Below are 17,994 nucleotides of genomic sequence, written 5' to 3'. Positions count from 1 at the left end.
TGCAGGGAGGAGGATCGACAATGGCAAAGTATAAACGGCAGAAGGTCAAGCGCTACCACCGCAGCTTCTACAGCCGGGGCGCCCGCATCAAGCGCGGCGTCGGCATTCTGGTGCTGGTGCTGGTGGTGCTGGGCGCGGCATGGCTGGCGGCACCCCATGTGCTGGACTGGGCCACGCACACATGGTACACCGTGGTGAAGAACCGGGATCTGGAAGCGGAATCTGCATCCCGCGCGGCAGCTTCCTCCGAAGCGGCTGCATCTGCGGCGGCAGAGGAAGCGGCCTCGTCCCAGCCGGAGCCGGAACAGCCCAAGGGACTGGACGGCAGGGCCGTCACCGGCGGCAGCTGGGCTGCGGTGGACGTGAGCGCCCTTGCCGATGACGCATCCATCCGTGCGGCGGCACAGCAGCTCAAGGCACAGGGGGCAGACTACGGCCTTGTGACCCTGAAAACACCGGACGGCAGCATCTGCTACGCTTCGCAGGTGCCGGCTGCCGCCCAGAGCATTGCCGGTACCACCGTGGACCCGGCCCGCATCGCGGCCATCTTCCGGGAAGAGGGCGTGATCCCTGTGGCTCAGCTTGCAGCCTTCAAGGATCCCATCTCCTCCCGCACCGACCGCAGCATGGCTATCCACTACGGCGACGGCCTGTGGCTGGACGCCCAGAAGGACGGCAATGCATGGCTGAACCCCTACTCCGCTGCGGCAGTGGAATATGTAGGCGACCTTGTGGCCGAGGTGCAGGGCATGGGCTTTGAGCAGGTAGTCCTGACCAATGTCCAGTTCCCGAAGCTCAGCCGCAAACAGGACTACGGCGAGACCAGCGGCGTTTCCCGCGCGGACCAGCTCAAGGCGGATATCGCCGCCCTGCAGAGCCGCTTTGCGGGCAGCATGACCCTGTGGTTCAGCTACACGCTGGATCAGTGCAATACCAACAGCGTGTCGCTGGATGTGCCCGCTGTGACGCTGGGCATGGACAACCTGCTGGTGACGGCAGACAAGGCGGTGGACGCCGACAGCCGCACCGCACTGGAGCAGTCTGCCGCCGGACAGGGCGTGCAGCATCTGGTGCTGCACAGCGCCGACATTTTCCAGTAACGTCTCTGGTTTTATAAGAGGGAGGAATCTGCTATGAATACCAAATCCTGCTTTGCACCGGCCCATATCCTTCTGCCTTCGGCACAGATCCCGCTGGAAAAGTGGGGCTGCATTGCCTGCGACCAGTTCACCAGTGACCGGGATTACTGGCAGAAGGCCGAGGCCGCAGCAGCGGGCAGTCCCAGCACCCTGAACCTGATCCTGCCGGAGGTCTATCTGGAGGACGGCGACGCGGACGCCCGCATTGAAAAGATCCACACCGCCATGGACGATTACGCACAGAACGTACTTACCCGCGCGGTGGACGGCTTTATCTACGTAGAGCGCACCGAGCAGAGCGGCAAGGTGCGGCAGGGCCTTGTTGGCATGGTGGATCTGGAAGCCTACAGCTACCGCCGGGGCGAGAAATGCACGGTGCGTCCCAGCGAGAGCACCGTGGAAAGCCGCATCCCGCCCCGCATGAAGGTGCGCACCGGTGCCAGTCTGGAAACGCCTCACATCATGATGCTGGCCGATGACCCGGGCTGCACCCTCATCGAGCCGGTGGCGGCGCACAAGCAGGAGCTGCCCAAGGTATACGAGGGCGAACTGATGCTGAACGGCGGCCACATTGCGGGCTGGGCTGTGGAAGACCCTGCCCTCATTGCGCAGATCGAGGATGCACTGGCCGTGCTGGGCAGTCAGGAAGAATTCGACAAAAAGTATCCGGATGCCGCCCGCCGCGACCCGCTGACGCTGGCCGTGGGCGATGGCAACCATTCGCTGGCCACCGCAAAGGCCTGCTGGGAGGAGCTGAAAAAGACCCTGACGCCGGAGCAGGCCGCGGTGCATCCCGCCCGCTGGTGTCTGGCCGAGGTGTGCAATGTGCACTCGCCCGCCATCGAGATCGAGCCCATCCACCGGGTGCTGTTCAATGTGGACTGCGCCACGGTGCTGCTGAGCCTGATTACGTGGAGCGACTCCAATATGGCCGGCTGCTGCTTCGGCGGCGGCAAGCAGCAGCCCTTCACGCTGGCAGGGCCGCACATGTCCAACGTGCTCAGCTTCGAGAACCCCACCGAGCCGCTGACCGTGGGCACCATCGACGATTTTATTGCGGACTATATGGAACGCCACACGGAGGCACGGGTGGATTACGTCCACGACGAGCCTGCCGTCCGCGCCCTGTGCAAAAAGGGTGCTGTGGCCTTTCTGATGCCGCCGTTTGCCAAGAGCGACCTGTTCAAGGGCGTTGTGATGGGCGGCGTGCTGCCCCGCAAGACCTTCAGCATGGGCCACGCCGAGGAAAAGCGGTACTACGTGGAGTGCCGGAAAATTACGGAATAAGCCTCTCAGTCAAAACCTGACGGTTTTGCCAGCTCCTCCAAAGGGGGGAGCTCTTCGGGATGTGCACAAAAGTGATCCTTCTTGTAAAAGCTCCCCCTTCGGGGGAGCTGGCGAGCGAACGCGAGCCGGAGAGGGTTTGTGTGCCGAACGAATCACATGAGAAATAATTAGGAGAACCATGACTTTTAAAGAATTGAATCTGTCCGCCCCGCTCCTGCGCGCTGTGCAGGAAGCAGGCTATGAGACCCCGTCGCCCATTCAGGCGGCGGCGATCCCGCCGGTGCTGTCCGGCCGGGATCTGATGGGCTGTGCCCAGACCGGTACCGGCAAGACGGCTGCTTTTGCGCTGCCCATGCTGGACCGGCTCACGGCCAATGCGCCCCGCAGAAAGGGGGCCATCCGCGCCCTGATCCTGACCCCTACCCGTGAGCTTGCCCTGCAGATTGGCGAGAGCTTTGACGCCTATGGCAAGTATCTCAAGCTGCGCAGCACCGTCATTTTTGGCGGCGTAGGGCAGGCACCGCAGGTGGAAGCGCTCAAAAAGGGGGTAGACATCCTCATTGCCTGCCCGGGACGGCTCAACGACCTGATCGGGCAGGGCTTCATCGACCTGTCGGACCTTGAGATCTTTGTTCTGGACGAGGCCGACCGGATGCTGGATATGGGCTTTGTGCACGACGTGAAAAAGGTGATCGCAAAGCTGCCCGGGGAGCGCCAGAACCTGATGTTCAGCGCCACCATGCCCACTGAGATCGAGCAGCTGGCGGCCGGCATCCTGCGCAAGCCCGCCTTTGTCAAGGTGGACCCGGTGTCCAGCACCGTGGACCGCATCCAGCAGAGCCTGTATCATGTGGAAAAGGGCAACAAGAAATTCCTGCTGCCCTGGCTCATCAAGAACCTGCAGCCCCCGGTGGTGAATGCGCTGGTGTTCAGCCGCACCAAGCACGGCGCGGATAAGATCGCAAAAGACCTCACCAAGCAGGGCATCCCGGCTGCGGCCATCCATGGCAACAAGAGCCAGACCGCCCGCGTCACCGCGCTGGAAAACTTCAAGGCCGGCAAGACCAAGGTGCTGGTTGCCACCGATATCGCCGCCCGCGGCATCGATATCAGCGAGCTGTCCCACGTGTTCAACTACGACCTGCCCGAGGTGCCGGAGACCTATGTGCACCGCATCGGCCGCACGGCCCGTGCCGGTGCCGACGGTACGGCGGTCAGCTTCTGCGCACCCGAGGAGCAGGAGTATCTGGCGGGCATCGAAAAGCTGAACCGCCGCAAGATCCCTGTGGTGAGCGGCCACCCATGGGACGGCGTGCCCGCGCCGGTGCGCCCGGAGCCGCCCGTGCGCGGCAAAAAGCCCAAGGCCGCTGCCACCGAACCGGCAGAAAAGCAGGCCGCAAAACAGGCAAAGCCCGCAAAGAGCGAAGCAAAGCCTGAAAAAAAGGCCGCACCCGCACCCAAAGTGCAGGCGAAGCCTGTAAAAATCGAAAAAGAGGAACCACTCATGGATGATACCAAGCGCACTTCCGGCGGACGCAGCAGCGACCGCCGTTCCAATACTGGCAGCCGCCCGCGCCGGGAACAGAATGCTCCTGCCCGCGGCAGCAATGCACAGCCCAAGTTTGACCCGCACTTTGTCAGTGCGCCGGAGGCCACGCCGCTGCGCCCGGCCAAGAAGGCCCCGGCTGCACCCGCCGCCCCAGCCATCCGCACCGCCGCGCAGCCTGCACAGCAGTCCGGCGGCAGTCAGGGCCCGCGCGGCCGCCGCAATGAACGCCCGGCACGCCAGAACGGTCAGCCTGCCGCCCAGAACCAGAACGCGGAGCAGGGCCGCAGCGCAAACAACGGCCCCCGCAGCCGCCAGAACGGCCCCCGCAGCGCCCAGCCCGCAGCGGCCCGCGCACCTAAAACGGAGTCCGGCCGCCGCAGCCGTGCCGCTGTACGGGACGAAGATCCGGGTCTGGTGCTCATCAGCCGCCGCCCGCCGCAGCAGAAGTTCACCAACTTTGAGGAATATATGAATGCCCACGGCGGCGCAACTGCCCCCATTGAGGACCACAGCGACGAAGTATGAGCAAAAATGAACCGTTTGCCCCATGGCAGTGCCCGCTGTGCGGGGAGAAACTGACCGGCGACAGCACCCTGAAATGCACAAAGGGCCACTGCTTCGACCGCGCAAAGGAGGGCTACTGGCACCTGCTGCCGGTGCAGAGCATGCGCACCAAGACCCCCGGCGACAGCAAAGAGATGGTGGCGGCCCGCCGCGCGTTTCTGAATGCCGGATACTACGGCATCTTCGGCAGGGCGCTGGGAGAGCTGTGTCTGGAATACGGCCTGCCTGCCGCGCCGGATGCGCCGCTGCATCTGCTGGATGCGGGCTGCGGCGAGGGCTGGTACGACCGGTGCATCGCACAGGCCTTTGCCGAAAAGGGCAGCCGGGTGCAGCTGGCGGGCTTTGATATCGCAAAGCCTGCGGTGCGTCTGGCTGCAAAGGCCCTGCCCACGGCACAGTATGCGGTGGCGTCCAGCTTCAGCCAGCCGGTGCGCACCGGCTGGGCCGACCTGCTGCTGAACTGCTTTTCGCCTTTTGCGCAGGAGGAGTTCCTGCGGGTGCTGCGCCCGGGCGGGCGGATGATCTACGTGGTGCCCGGTGCGGAGCACCTCTATCAGATGAAAGCGGTGCTCTACGAAAAGCCGTATAAAAATCCGGTGCAGCAGATCGACTATGCAGGCTTCCGGGCCATTGGAGAGCGGGAGGTGTCGGGCCGCATCACGGTGCCGCAGGACCAGCTGGAAGCCCTGTTCGCCATGACGCCTTACTACTGGAAAACGCCCCGCGGCGGTGCAGAACGTCTTGCCGCCCTGCCGGAGCTGGAGACTGAGATCTCGTTCCGGTTCCTGCTGCTGGAAAAAGAATGATGCTAAAACGCAGGGGCCGTCCACAAATTGTGGACGGCCCCTGCGTCTCTTTTTTTATTTGTTCGCGGCCTTTTCCAGCTCTGCTTCCTCTGCAGCGGCTTCCGCTTCTTCCTGTTTCTGGTATTCGGGGAAGGCCGACCACATGGGCTCGATGTCCTTGCCCTTGACCCTGCGGTCGAAGTAGTTTCTGGTAATGGCCACCACGGTGCCGGACAGGGCCAGCACACCGATGAGGTTCGGGATCATCATCAGGCCGTTGAAGGTATCGGAGAGGTCCCACGCAAGACCCAGCTTCATGGTAGCGCCAACTACGGTCATGCACACGAACACCACCTTGTAGATGCGGCTTCCGGTGGCGCCGAACAGGTACTCCACAGCCTTGGTGCCGTAGTGGCTCCAGCCCAGCGTGGTGGAGTAGGCGAACAGCAGGATGGAGATGGCAATGAACTTGGGGCCGAAGCTGCCAAAGGCTGCGGTGAACGCCTGACCCACCAGCGCGTTGTCCTGCACGCCGACCAGCACCGCACCGCTCTGCAGATCCACAACGCCGGTGGTCAGAATGACCAGCGCGGTGAGCGTGCAGACCACGATGGTATCCGCAAACACCTCAAACACGCCCCACATGCCCTGATGCACCGGCTCCTTGACGTTGGAGGCCGAGTTGACCATGACGGCGGAGCCGAGACCGGCTTCGTTGGAGAAGGCACCGCGCTTGAAGCCCCATGTGATGGTCTGGCTGATGCCGTAGCCCAGCGCACCGCCGCCTGCGGCGTTCAGGTTGAAGGCACCCCTGAAGATGGCGGCAAATGCTGCCGGGATATTGACTGCGTGGAGCACCACGATCACAAGTGCGCCTGCAATGTAGAACAGCGCCATCAGCGGCACCAGCTTTTCGGTGACAGCGGCCACCCGCTTCAGTCCGCCAATGACGATGAGGGCTGTGACCACCATCAGGCACAGGCCGGTGACGAGGGTCGGTACGCCGAAGGCGGCGTTCATATTGCCGGCAATGGAATTGATCTGGCTCATGTTGCCGATGCCGAAGGATGCAAGGATGCAGAAGCAGGCAAACAGCACCGCCAGCACTCTGCCGATCTGCCGGCAGCCCTTTTTTGCGCCCAGACCGTCGGTGAGGTAGTACATGGCACCGCCCGACCACTCGCCCTTTTCGTTTTTGCGGCGGAAGTAGACGCCCAGCACATTCTCGGAAAAGCTGGTCATCATGCCAAGCAATGCCATGACCCACATCCAGAAGATGGCACCCGGGCCGCCGGAGACGATGGCCGTTGCCACACCTACGATGTTGCCGGTGCCGATGGTGCCCGCCAGCGCCGTGCACATGCTCTGGAACTGGCTGATGGCCATGTCCTCCTTGCTGGTGTGCGCGGTGATGTCCTTGTTGGTGAAGATCGCACCGATGGTGTGCCGGAGCCAGTAGCCCATTTTACGGAACTGGAAAAAGCCCGTGCGGGCGCTCATCCAGAAGCCGGTGCAGAACAGCAGCGCCAGACCAAAGGGCCCCCACACCACACCGTTGACGGCGTTGTTCACCTGTGTGATCATCTCGACCATTCTCTCTTTTCCCCCTATACACAAAACAAAAGCGGACAGAACCCGCCAAAGGCTCTGCCCGCAAAATTCGGAACGCTCTCATTTTCCGCAGCCGGGGCGCGCCGCATTCCCGGCTGCGCCCCATTGCGCAAAGACGATGGCTCTGTCCTTTTGCCTGAGAGATACAGCCGCCTTTCCCTGCGGCCTTACACCTTCGGCACCCGCCGCTCTGAAACGCGGGCTTCTCCAGAGTGCACGGACACTGCCTGCCGTACACGTCTTTTTCAGTTCTTCCGGCGCACAGCTGTGCGCGATAGAAAGACTATACCATATTCTGTCCTTGTGCGCAAGACATTTTATATATCGTATGCTGCTTTTTCATCTGTTATGCAGACAGATGAATTTTATTTTGGTGTGACTTTTCAGGGCCGGTCGATGGGCGGCAGATCATCCCAAGGTTCCAGTGCGGGGCTATCCGGCGCAGCTCCACGGGGGCCGGTGCCCGGCTCTGCGCCGTCAAAGCCAAGCCGCTTCCCGTCCGGGCTGGCATCGCCGTTTTCTCTGGCTGTTTCATAGGAATCTGTGCCGTAATAGGCACTGGCCGGGCCGATCTCCAGCCAGAAGTCCTCCCGCTCTTTCTCTGTGATCGGTGCGGTCTCTTTGTTGTTTTTCATCTGCAAACGCCTCCTTTTCTGCATAAAGTCTTGCCTGCGGGCCAAAGCTTTATGCAAAAACCGAAAGGCGGTATGTACCATGCGCAGTGGAGGTTGGAGACCTTTCTGGACATCGCTGCTGGCGTCGCTGCTGGTTCTGGTCCCGCTGGTGGGCGGCACGGTGCTGCTGTCCCGCCAGCAGCTGCGTGCCCAGCTGCGGCAGGCGGCCCGCAGCGAGAGCGGCGTGCCCGTTCAGCTGCCCCGGACGACCGATCAGCTCACGGTGCTGCTGTGCGTCTCCGGCGAACAGCCCGGCTTTGTGCTGGCCTACCTGAACGCCAGCCAGAACTGTGTGCATCTGCTCGGTGTGCCCGCTGTGCTCACAGTGCCCTTTGCCGATGAGCAGGCGGCCCTTGCGCAGTGCTATGCCGCGGCAGGCCCGGCCCGCTGCCGGGAAGCACTGATGCAGGTGCTTGCCCTGCCGGAGGATACCCGGTATCTGGCCTTCTCTCCCGAGGTGCTGGAGCGCATTGCCAGCCGCTACGGCCCGATCCGGATCGGCTTTTCCGGCGCGTTGACCGAAGACGAGCTTGCCCGCTATGGCCGCAGCCGGGCGGTTCAGGGCATTTCTGCCGGGGATGCCCATGCGTTTCTGTGCCAGCTGCAGGCGGACACTGCGCTTTCGCCCCAGCGCACTGCGGCGGCCCGTGCAGCCGCGTGGGACGCCTTTTTCCGGCAGAATGCAGAGCTGCTGCCCACCACCCTGCCGGACGCGCTGCGGGGCGTCAGCTCTTTGCTGCTCACCGACCTGACCGCGCTGGACTACGACGCGCTGGGCCGCACGTTGGAATTTCTGGCCAACAACGGCGCCGCCGTGGAAGCGCAGGCTCTGCCCGGCCGGTGGAATGCCGCCAGCGGCACCTACACGGTCACAGACGCTTCCCGCGCCGCCGTGCAGACCTTTTTCAACGTTTCGCCCACCGAGGCACAGGCCTCGTCCTTCAAGGAGCCGTAGCCCAGCACCAGCGTGCCCGCCGCCGAGGGAGCTTCGCCAGTCAGGTCATAGTCGCTCAGCAGGCCCAGCTGCACGCCTTCGGCTTCGGCGGCGCGGCGCAGGGCGTCGTCCGGCGGCGGGTCCCTGAGCTTTGCCAGCAGATGCAGACCGGTGTGCAGGCCCGCAAGGGTCAGCTCCTCCGGCCCGAAGGCTGCCGTCAGCGCTGCAGCCAGTGCGTCCCGCCGGGCCTTGTAGGCCACCCGCTCCCGGGCCAGATGCCGGGTGAAATAGCCTTCTGTGATGAACCGGGCCAGCGTCTGCTGCTCAAAGCGGCTCACGGTGCTGGAATAGAGTCGATACTTTTCTCTCCATGCGGGCAGAAGGTGCTCCGGCAGCACCATATAGGCAATGCGGATGCTGGGGGCCAGACTGCGGGAGCAGGTGGAGAGGTACACCACCGGGCCGTCTGCACCCGCCATGCCCTGCAGGCTGGGCAGGGGACGGGTGTCAAAACGGAACTCGGAGTCGTAGTCGTCCTCTATGATGTACCGCCCGCCCGGCCTGCGGGCTGCCCAGTGCAGAAGCTCGGCTCTGCGGCCCGCCGGCATGGTGACGCCGGTGGGGAACTGATGGCTGGGCGTGACGTAGCACACCGCCGCATCCGACCGGTTCAGCGCCTCCACCGAGAGACCGTCGCCGTCCACCGGCAGACAGCAGCAGTGCACGCCGCTGTTTTCCAGCACCTGCTTTGCGCGGGGGTAGCCCGGCGTTTCCACTGCGGCCATGCCCGGCAGCAGCGGGGCCAGCAGGCTCAGCAGGTATTCCAGACCGGCTCCCACCACGATCTGGTGCGGCCCGCACTGCACGCCCCGGTATTCGGAAAGATATTCGGCCAGTGCCCGCCGCAGGGCCGGGTCGCCCTGCGCATCGCCGTGGGTGAGCAGCTCCGGCGAAGAGTACAGCAGCTCCTTCTGCAGCCGCGCCCATGTGCGGAAGGGGAACAGCCCCGGGTCCACGCCCCGGGTGGAAAGGTCGTACCGCACCGGCGGCGCGGGGGGCGGCACCGGCGGTGCCGGCGGCTGGGGCCGCCCGGCCGGGCGGGAGGGCAGGGCCAGATACTCCTGTACATAAAAGCCGCTGCGCTCCCGGGACTCCAGATATCCTTCCGCCGCCAGCATCTGATAGGCGGCGTCCACCGTGTTCACCGAGACGGACAGCTCTGCCGCCAGACGCCGCTTGCCGGGCATCCGGACGCCTGCCGAAAGCGTACCGCTGCGCATCTCTCCGGCAAGGCTGTGGTACAGCTGTTCGTACAGCGGCACGCTGGAAGACGGGTCCAGCGCTGTGGTCAGATGGACCATAAATCATCCCTCCTGTTTGGGCATTGCTCCAAACTGATACCATAAAAAAACTTTGTTCTGGGTATTTTCATGGTGTCAGTTCTGCGTATAATAGGAGCATACCCGCTGGACACCCAAATGTCAAGTAGGATTGTAGGTAAGCGGTTGCGAAGCAATCAAAGCCCCAGTGGGGCTTTGAAGCGGCGAACGGTCTTGCCGCAGGCAAGATGGAAGGGCCTCGCCCTGACAAGTTCGCGTTTGTGAAGCGAAGCGGAACAATAAAGTCCCCAGTGGGGACTTTAAGTGACCGAACGGTCTTGCCACAGGCAAGATGGAAGGGCCTCGCCCTGACAAGTTCGCATGGGTTTGGGCTGGTATTTTGGAAAATTGGAGGGAAAGTAAATCATGTCTACTACTGCAATGTGGCTGCTGCTGGCAGTCGTTGTCATCGCCATCGTCATTGGCAGTGTGCTGTACAAGCGCACCTTCACCACCGAGGAGCTGGCCCTCACCGGCGTCATGGCTGCTTTGAGCCTTGTGGCCTATCTGTTCTTCCGTGTGCCGTTCTACGGCGGTTCGTCGTTCCATCTGGGCAACACCTTCACCGCCCTGACCGCCCTGCTGCTGGACGGTGTATCCGGCGGTCTGGCCGGTGCCATTGGTCTGGCGCTGGCCGATATCCTGGCCGGTGACCCGGGCTACGCCGTCACCACCTTTGTGCTGAAGTTCATCATCGGCATCACCTGCGGTGCTGTGGCGCACAAGGTCTTCAAGCTGCGCGAGCTGGACAGGCACAGCTCCGGCTATCTCGTCAAGGTGATCGTCTCTGCCGGTTCCGGCCTGTTCCTGAATGTGCTGACCGACCCCTTCCTTGGCTACTTCCGCAATGTGTACATCTTTGGTCAGGAATACACTGTGGCACAGGCGCTGACCAAAATTGCAGGCGGCGTCACCTTTGTGAACAGTGTGGCTTCCACCGTGTGCGTGGTGATCCTGTACCTTGCCCTGCGTCCGGCTCTGGAACGCGCCGGTCTGCTGCCCAAGGGCAAAAACTAAGCGATCTCTCTATCCTGATACAGCACTGCTGCCCTCGTCTGCCGGACTTCTCCTATCCCCCGGCGGGCGGGGGCAGTGGTGCGTCTGCCTGCCGGGCCTGTTACGCAGGGAACAAAAAAGCGGACGGCCCTTGCTTTTGCCTGCACGGCTGCCTTATAATAAGCTCAAAAAAGGGGAGGGAACAACCATGAGCGAATTTTCCCATCTGAAAAACAAACTCCTTGCTGAACAGGTGGAGGACGAAATTTACCACTATATTCTGGATACCCCGCTGGAGCCGGGAGCCAAGCTGCCCAATGAATTTGAACTGGGCGAAAAATTCGGTGTGGGCCGCAGCACGGTGCGCGAAGCGGTGAAGCTGCTTTCCAGCAAGGGCATCGTGGAGGTGCGGCGGGGCTCCGGCACCTATGTGGTCACGACCGCCAAGGGCCTTTCGGACCCGCTGAACCTGCGCAGCGTGCAGGACAAGAACGCGCTGGCACTGGATCTGGTGAACGTGCGCCTGCTGCTGGAACCGGGCATGGCCGAGATGGCAGCGCTGAACGCTTCCGACGAGGACATCGAGCGCATCCAGCGCCTGTGCGACCGGGTGGAGAGCAAGATCCACAGCGGTGATCTGTACATTGAGGACGACATCGCATTCCATACCTGCATCGCAGAGAGCAGCAAGAACATGGTGGTGGAGCAGCTCATCCCCATTATCGATACGGCGGTCATGATGTTCGTGAACGTCACCCACAAAAAGCTGACGGAGGAGACCATCCTGACCCACCGCATGATCACCGAAGCCATTGCCCGGCATGACCCCATTGGCGCCCGGTCTGCCATGGTGATGCACCTGAACTTCAACCGCAACTGCATCCGAAAGCTTTACGACGGCGAATGGGCAACCTGACGCCGCTGCATTTTACGTCCCCGCACAGTGCAAGGGCTGTGCGGGGACTTTTTATGCCTGAAGTTGTCTGATGACTTTTTAAGACAAATGACACAGGAAAGTCGAAAAACTGGTTAGAATCTATGATGTATCCAAGATTTCAGAGCAATGTGCACGAAAAACTGGGCTGGTTATTGTTATAAAGTGGGTTCTGACTGCGACAACTTGCAAACGAGGCGGGATTCGATTAAAATGAACATGTAAGATGTCCGACAGTCAAAAGGACGATTTGCAAAGCAGAAAAAAGAGTATTTTGGAGGTACGATCATGGAACTGCGTTCTCAGGCAGTGCGTAAACTGGCACCGGAAAACGATCCGCTGAAGATCGGCATGGGCTGGAAGGTGGACGACCTTGCAAAGCCCCAGATCATGGTGGAGAGCACCTTTGGCGACAGCCACCCCGGCAGTGCCCATCTGGATCAGTTCGTGAAGGAGGCTGTACAGGCGGTCAACACCCACGGCGGCAAGGCTGCACGCTATTTTGCAACCGATATGTGCGACGGTATCGCACAGGGCCACGACGGCATCAACTACTCGCTGCCCCACCGTGACGCCATCGTGAATCTGGTGGAAGCTCAGGCCAACGCCACCGTGTACGACGGCGGCGTGTTCATCGCCAGCTGTGACAAGTCCATGCCCGCCATGCTGATGAGCATTGGCCGCCTGAAGGATATGAGCGCCATCGTGGTCACCGGCGGCGTGATGGAAGCCCACACCCTGCCCAAGAAGTACGTGGTCAATGACCCCGCCTGCGCCATCAACGACCTGCTGACGCTGGAACAGATCGGCAAGTTCGACGCATGGGAAAAGACGGGCGTGATCCCCAACGAGCAGCTGGACTACTACAAGCACAATGCCTGCCCCAGCTGCGGTGCCTGCTCCTTTATGGGCACCGCTTCTACCATGCAGATCATGGCCGAGGCTCTGGGCCTGATGCTGCCCGGAACCGCCCTGATGCCCGCCACTGCCCCGGAGCTGAAGCAGGCTGCCTATGATGCCGGCGTTCAGGTGATGAAGCTGGTGGCCGAGGGCATCAAGGCCAAGGACATCGTCACCATGAAGAGCTTTGAAAACGCCATCATGGTGCACGCCGCCATCTCCGGCTCCACCAATGCCACCATGCACCTGCCCGCCATTGCACACGAGTTCGGCTTTGAGATCGATGCCGACACCTTTGACCGGATGCACCGCGGCGCACACTATCTGTTGAACATCCGTCCTTCCGGCGACTGGCCCGCACAGTACTTCTACTATGCAGGCGGCGTGCCCCGCGTGATGGAAGAGATCAAGTCCATGCTGCATCTGGACGTGATGACTGTCACCGGCAAGACGCTGGGCGAAAACCTGGAAGACCTGAAGAAGAACGGCTTCTACGAGCACTGCGACGAGATCCTGCAGGAAAAGACCAAGGGTCTGGGCATCAAAGTCACCCGCGAGGATATCATCCACAGCTTTGACAACGCCAAGGGCACCGACGGCAGCATCGCTATCCTGAAGGGCAATCTGGCCCCGGAGGGCAGCGTCATCAAGCACACTGCCTGCCCCAAGAACATGTTCCACGCCACCCTGCGCGCAAAGCCCTTTGACAGCGAGGAAGAATGCATCAGCGCTGTTCTGAACAAGCAGGTCCAGCCCGGCGACGCCATCTTCATCCGTTACGAAGGCCCCCGCGGCAGCGGCATGCCCGAGATGTTCTACACCGGCGAGGCCATCTGTGCCGACCCCAAGCTGGCTTCCAGCGTAGCCCTCATCACCGACGGCCGCTTCTCCGGCGCAAGCCGCGGCCCGGTCATCGGCCATGTCAGCCCGGAGGCTGCAGTGGGCGGCCCCATCGCTCTGGTGGAAGAGGGCGATCTCATCCGCATCGATGTGCCGAACCGTCAGCTTGCCATCGTGGGCGTGAACGGTGAGGAAAAGACCCCCGAAGAGATGGAGGCCATCCTTGCCCAGCGCCGTGCCAACTGGAAGCCCAAGGCTCCCAAATACACCAAGGGCCTGCTGAAGCTCTACTCTCAGCACGCCGTCAGCCCCATGAAGGGCGCCTACATGGAGTAAGAGACGCTCCTGCGGAGGCTGGAACGAACTCAAAAATCAACTGCTCAGCGATGCTTTGCTGAACGGTCTGGTGAAAGTTACGCCAAAAATAAAAAAGCGGATATTGCTTCGTCTATAAAAATCCATTGGAATCCGGCGTCCGTCTGCGGGGACGGCGCTGAAATAAGACCCAAAGCAAACATAACATCAAAAATGGAGGATATGTTTATGACAGCTGTTGCAACCCCGGACGCCGCGCGGCTCGTGTTCGCCGCAGTGGCGGGCCTGATCCTTTTGCTCATCCTTATCATCAAGTTCAAAGTGCATGCCATGATCTCCATCCTGATCGGTGCGGTGGGCATCGGCCTGATGGCCGGTATGCCCCTGTCTGACATCATCGGCTCGGTCAACGAAGGCATCGGCAACACCTTAAAGGGTATCGCCCTTCTGGTGGGCCTTGGCTCCATGTTCGGTGCCATTCTGGAAGAATCCGGCGGCGCACAGACGCTGGCCGTGACCATGGTGCGCAAGTTCGGCGACGAAAAAGCCGCATGGGCGCTGGGCATCACAGGTCTGGTGGTAGCCATGCCGGTGTTCTTTGACGCCGGTCTGATCATCCTGATCCCGCTGGCCTTCTCTCTGGCAAAGCGCACCAAGCGCTCGGTCCTGTACTATGTTATCCCCCTGCTGGCCGGTCTGGCGGTCGGCCACGCCTACATCCCGCCCACGCCGGGCCCCGTTCTGGTGGCTACCATGCTGGGCGTTGACCTTGGCTGGGTCATCCTCATCGGCATCTTCTGCGGCATCTTCGCCATGATCGCTGCCGGTCCCATCTGGGGCTCCATCTGCGGCAAGAAGTATATGATCGCGGTGCCTGAGCACGTTGCACAGCAGGCGGACATCGATGAGAGCAAGCTGCCCAAGTTTAGCACCATCGTGGGCATCATCATGATCCCGCTGCTGCTCATCATCGCAAACTCCGTGGCAAAGGTGGTGCCCGCTCTGGCAGGCATCCAGCCCGTTCTGGCCTTCCTCGGCGAGCCCTTCATGGCGCTGCTGCTGGCTACCATCGCTGCTATGTACCTGCTGGGCACCCGTCACGGCTATAACAATGCCCAGCTGGAAAAGATCATGACCAAGTCCCTTGAGCCCACCGGCATGATCCTGCTGGTCACCGCCTGCGGCGGCGTGCTGCGCTATATGCTGCAGAACTCCGGTCTGGGCGACGTCATTGGCAACGCCGTGGCAAACGCCAGCCTGCCGCTGGTGCTGGTGGCCTTCATCGTGGCTGCTCTGGTGCGTATCTCGGTGGGCTCCGCTACCGTGGCTATGACCATGGCAGCCGGCATCATCTCCGCCATGCCCGGCCTCAGCGCGCTGAGCCCGCTGTATCTGGCCTGCGTCACCGCTGCCATCGCCGGCGGCTCCACCGTGTGCTCTCACTTCAACGACTCCGGCTTCTGGCTGGTGAAGAGCCTGGTGGGCATGGATGAAAAAACCACCCTCAAGACCTGGACCATCATGGAAACTCTGGTGGGCGTCGTCGGCTTCCTGGTGGCACTGGTCATCTCCTTCTTTGCTTAATCATCCTCATCTGCGGGGCTGTGCCTGCACACAGTCTGCGCAATGCTTTGCAAATTCCTAGAATCTCCTCAGCACAGTAGACCCCCGGGCGGTTCACCGCCCGGGGGTCTACTGCTTTCTGTTTTATAAAAGCTTTCTGTATTATAAAAGAGGCAGGTCCGGCCCGGAGGCCAGCTGGATAAAGGCGTCCATTTCCCGGGTGCAGCATTTATCCTTGTGGTAGAACATCTGGCGGTACATGGTCAGCCGGAAGTCCGACACCTCCAGAATGCGCAGATCTCCTCTGGACGCAGGCTCGGCCACAGCGAAGCGCGGCAGCAGGGAAATGCCGGAGGAGCGCTCCAGCATCTTGATGATAAAGGAGGTATCGCTGATCTCAAGGCTGGGGGTCAGCTCGATCTGGCGGGAAGCCAGAAACCGGTCAAAGGTGCGGCGGTAGTTGGCGTTGCGTTCGGTGAGGAAAAAGGGCTTGTCCAGAAGCTCTGCCACCCGGTAGGGCCCGGGGTGGCCCAGATCGATGTCCGGCGACGCCGCAAACACCACTTCTTCCGGGATCTCGTTGCATTTGTGCCAGCTGTTGGAGTAGCGGGGCTCGTCCAGAATGCAGATCAGGTCCACCTGACCGCGCTCCATTTTTTCAATGAGCTCTTCCGGGGAGCCGGTAGTGACCCGCAGGCTGACCTTGGGGTGCTCCAGCCGGAACTGATGCATCAGGCCGGGCAGACGGAAAAAGCAGAGGGATTCCAGTGTGCCGATGTGCAGGCAGCCCTCCAGCTCGGCGTCCTCGCTCAGGGCGCGGCGGGCGTTGTGGATGGTGTCCAGAATGCTGTTGGCGTATTCCAGAAAGCACTGGCCCTGTGCGGTCAGGATCACCCGCTTGCCCATGCGGTCGAACAGGCGCACGCCAAGCTCTTCTTCCAGCGCCTTGATCTGCACGGTAACGGCAGACTGGGAATAGCCCAGACTTTCCGCTGCCTTGGAAAAGCTCTGGAACTGGGCGGCACGGATCAGGGTGTTCAGCTGGCGCACTTCCATGGCAAAGCTCCTTTGCTATTAAGATTTTTAAACTATAACTTTATTTTTATGAATTTGAATCATGCATATGTCTATGTTAAACTAAATGTGTCAACACGTCAAGTAAAAATTTGACGTTTCGTGAAAGGCTGGCCGTGCGGGCTGCGGTGGAGAGAGCGCTGTCAGGTGCCGCACAAAGGTCAGGATAGGAAAAGGAGGATTTTATTCTTATGGAAAAGAAAAAATTCAAGCTCGGACTGCTGCCGAAGCTGCTCATCGCCATCGTGCTGGGCATCATCATCGGCCAGTTCTTCCCGGTGTGGTTCTGCCGGGTCGTCGTCACGGCATCCAGCATCTTCAGCTCGTTCCTGAAGTTCATCATCCCGCTGATGATCGTGGCCTACGTCACCATGGGCATTGCCGACCTGAAGAGCGGCGCAGGCAAGCTGCTGCTCATCACGGTGGCTCTGGCCTACGGCTCCACCCTGATCGCAGGCTCGGCATCCTATCTGGTGTCCGCAAACCTGTTCCCCAGCTTCATGAGCGAAGGCGCTCTGGAACAGATTGCCGCCACGGCTGACAACTCTCTGGTCAGCTACATCTCCATCTCCATCCCTCCGCTGCTGGACACCCTGTCTGCCGTGGTGCTGGCCTTCGTGCTGGGCCTGTGCATGTCCACCTTGCGCGGCAAGACCATCGGTGATACACTTTATAATAGCATGAAGGACTTCTCCGGCATCATTGATCAGGTGCTGCACAGCGTCATCATCCCGCTGCTGCCCCTGTACGTCTGCGGTACCTTCATCGACATGACCAAGTCCGGCAAGACCTACGCCATTCTGGGCATCCTGTGGAAGGTGTTCCTGGTGGTCATCATCATGCATCTGGTCTGCATCTTCCTGCAGTTCTGCGTTGCAGGCGCTGTGAGCCACAAGAGCCCCTTCAAGATGATCCGCAACCAGATCCCCGGTTACACCACCGCTCTGGGCACTCAGTCCTCTGCAGCCACCATCCCGGTCAACCTGCAGTGCGCTGCGGCTGATGGCGTGAGTGAGCAGATCCGCAACTTCGTGGTGCCTCTGTGCGCCAACATCCACATGGCAGGCTCCATGATCACCATTACTGCCTGCGCAACTGCCGTCTGCCTGATGAACCAGCTGCCCATCAGCCTTGCTACCGTGGTGCCCTTCATCATGACGCTGGGCGTTGCCATGGTGGCTTCTCCCGGTGCTCCCGGCGGCTCCATCATGACCGCTCTGCCCTTCCTGTACATGATCTTTGGCGCTGAGGCCGGTGACCCCAATGGCCCCATCTGCGCCATCATGGTGGCTCTGTACATCACTCAGGATTCTTTCGGCACTGCCTGCAACGTCTCCGGCGACAACGCCATCGGCGTCATCGTGGAGACCATCTACCAGAAGTTCATCAACAAGAGCAGCGCAAGCGTCTGATGCGCGGCGCGCGGTTTTTGACCTGACAGGAGTGACAC

Annotated in this window: 14 protein-coding genes and 1 riboswitch; of the genes, 10 read left to right on the top strand and 4 right to left on the bottom strand. The window is 61.3% G+C overall.

Features of this window, described 5'->3' with window-relative positions:
- Positions 1-20 precede the first annotated feature (20 nt).
- The 4 genes from ACKXF9_RS01730 (at position 21) to ACKXF9_RS01715 (ending at position 5,345) form a co-directional block, all read left to right on the top strand.
- Positions 21-1,100 carry a putative glycoside hydrolase gene (locus ACKXF9_RS01730; RefSeq protein ID WP_249237553.1) on the top strand — a complete coding sequence of 360 codons (1,080 nt, stop codon included), beginning with the start codon at positions 21-23 and terminating at the stop codon, positions 1,098-1,100.
- Positions 1,101-1,133: 33 nt separating this feature from the next.
- On the top strand, positions 1,134-2,426 hold the full coding sequence (locus ACKXF9_RS01725; protein WP_418265107.1) for a DUF1015 domain-containing protein: 1,293 nt from the start codon (positions 1,134-1,136) through the stop codon (positions 2,424-2,426).
- 178 nt (positions 2,427-2,604) lie between these two features.
- Positions 2,605-4,500: a DEAD/DEAH box helicase gene (locus tag ACKXF9_RS01720; RefSeq protein WP_418265106.1), complete on the top strand. Its 1,896-nt coding sequence runs from the start codon at positions 2,605-2,607 to the stop codon at positions 4,498-4,500.
- The gene (locus ACKXF9_RS01715) at positions 4,497-5,345 is read left to right on the top strand and encodes a putative RNA methyltransferase (protein WP_418265105.1); all 849 of its coding nucleotides are present in this window, start codon (positions 4,497-4,499) and stop codon (positions 5,343-5,345) included. The genes ACKXF9_RS01720 and ACKXF9_RS01715 overlap by 4 nt, the downstream gene beginning before the upstream one ends.
- A gap of 54 nt (positions 5,346-5,399) precedes the next feature.
- On the opposite strand, the gene ACKXF9_RS01710 is transcribed toward ACKXF9_RS01715, so the two are convergent.
- Both ACKXF9_RS01710 and ACKXF9_RS01705 read right to left on the bottom strand, forming a co-directional pair.
- Positions 5,400-6,917: an alanine/glycine:cation symporter family protein gene (locus ACKXF9_RS01710; protein WP_418265104.1), complete on the bottom strand. Its 1,518-nt coding sequence runs from the start codon at positions 6,915-6,917 to the stop codon at positions 5,400-5,402.
- A gap of 132 nt (positions 6,918-7,049) precedes the next feature.
- Positions 7,050-7,156, bottom strand: a riboswitch (glycine riboswitch).
- Between the two features lie 162 nt (positions 7,157-7,318).
- Entirely contained in the window at positions 7,319-7,570 is a 252-nt protein-coding gene (locus ACKXF9_RS01705; RefSeq protein ID WP_418265103.1) for a hypothetical protein, read from the bottom strand.
- Between the two features lie 79 nt (positions 7,571-7,649).
- Between ACKXF9_RS01705 and ACKXF9_RS01700 the strand changes: the two genes are divergently transcribed.
- Positions 7,650-8,564: a hypothetical protein gene (locus tag ACKXF9_RS01700; protein WP_418265102.1), complete on the top strand. Its 915-nt coding sequence runs from the start codon at positions 7,650-7,652 to the stop codon at positions 8,562-8,564.
- Here ACKXF9_RS01700 and ACKXF9_RS01695 read toward each other — a convergent pair.
- Positions 8,471-9,904, bottom strand: coding sequence for a PLP-dependent aminotransferase family protein (locus ACKXF9_RS01695; protein WP_418265101.1), 1,434 nt, complete (start codon positions 9,902-9,904; stop codon positions 8,471-8,473). The two genes, ACKXF9_RS01700 and ACKXF9_RS01695, sit on opposite strands and share 94 nt — an antisense overlap.
- A gap of 384 nt (positions 9,905-10,288) precedes the next feature.
- Between ACKXF9_RS01695 and ACKXF9_RS01690 the strand changes: the two genes are divergently transcribed.
- The 4 genes from ACKXF9_RS01690 (at position 10,289) to ACKXF9_RS01675 (ending at position 15,491) form a co-directional block, all read left to right on the top strand.
- A complete protein-coding gene (locus ACKXF9_RS01690) occupies positions 10,289-10,939 on the top strand; it encodes an ECF transporter S component (RefSeq protein WP_418265100.1) in 651 nt (216 codons plus the stop codon).
- Positions 10,940-11,126: 187 nt separating this feature from the next.
- Positions 11,127-11,834 carry a FadR/GntR family transcriptional regulator gene (locus tag ACKXF9_RS01685; protein WP_418265099.1) on the top strand — a complete coding sequence of 236 codons (708 nt, stop codon included), beginning with the start codon at positions 11,127-11,129 and terminating at the stop codon, positions 11,832-11,834.
- Between the two features lie 306 nt (positions 11,835-12,140).
- The gene (ilvD, locus tag ACKXF9_RS01680; protein WP_005939089.1) at positions 12,141-13,928 is read left to right on the top strand and encodes a dihydroxy-acid dehydratase; all 1,788 of its coding nucleotides are present in this window, start codon (positions 12,141-12,143) and stop codon (positions 13,926-13,928) included.
- 207 nt (positions 13,929-14,135) lie between these two features.
- Positions 14,136-15,491, top strand: a complete 1,356-nt coding sequence (locus ACKXF9_RS01675) for a GntP family permease (protein ID WP_418265098.1) — start codon at positions 14,136-14,138, stop codon at positions 15,489-15,491.
- Positions 15,492-15,632: 141 nt separating this feature from the next.
- On the opposite strand, the gene ACKXF9_RS01670 is transcribed toward ACKXF9_RS01675, so the two are convergent.
- Positions 15,633-16,526, bottom strand: a complete 894-nt coding sequence (locus tag ACKXF9_RS01670; RefSeq protein WP_249237541.1) for a LysR family transcriptional regulator — start codon at positions 16,524-16,526, stop codon at positions 15,633-15,635.
- A gap of 209 nt (positions 16,527-16,735) precedes the next feature.
- On the opposite strand from ACKXF9_RS01670, the gene ACKXF9_RS01665 reads away from it, so the two are divergent.
- The gene (locus tag ACKXF9_RS01665; protein WP_418265097.1) at positions 16,736-17,956 is read left to right on the top strand and encodes a dicarboxylate/amino acid:cation symporter; all 1,221 of its coding nucleotides are present in this window, start codon (positions 16,736-16,738) and stop codon (positions 17,954-17,956) included.
- Positions 17,957-17,994: the final 38 nt, after the last annotated feature.

The sequence above is a fragment of the Faecalibacterium sp. 9 genome (assembly GCF_048320955.1).
Classification (GTDB): Bacteria; Bacillota; Clostridia; order Oscillospirales; family Ruminococcaceae; genus Faecalibacterium; species Faecalibacterium wellingii.
This window is presented reverse-complemented; position numbering and strand designations above follow the sequence as displayed.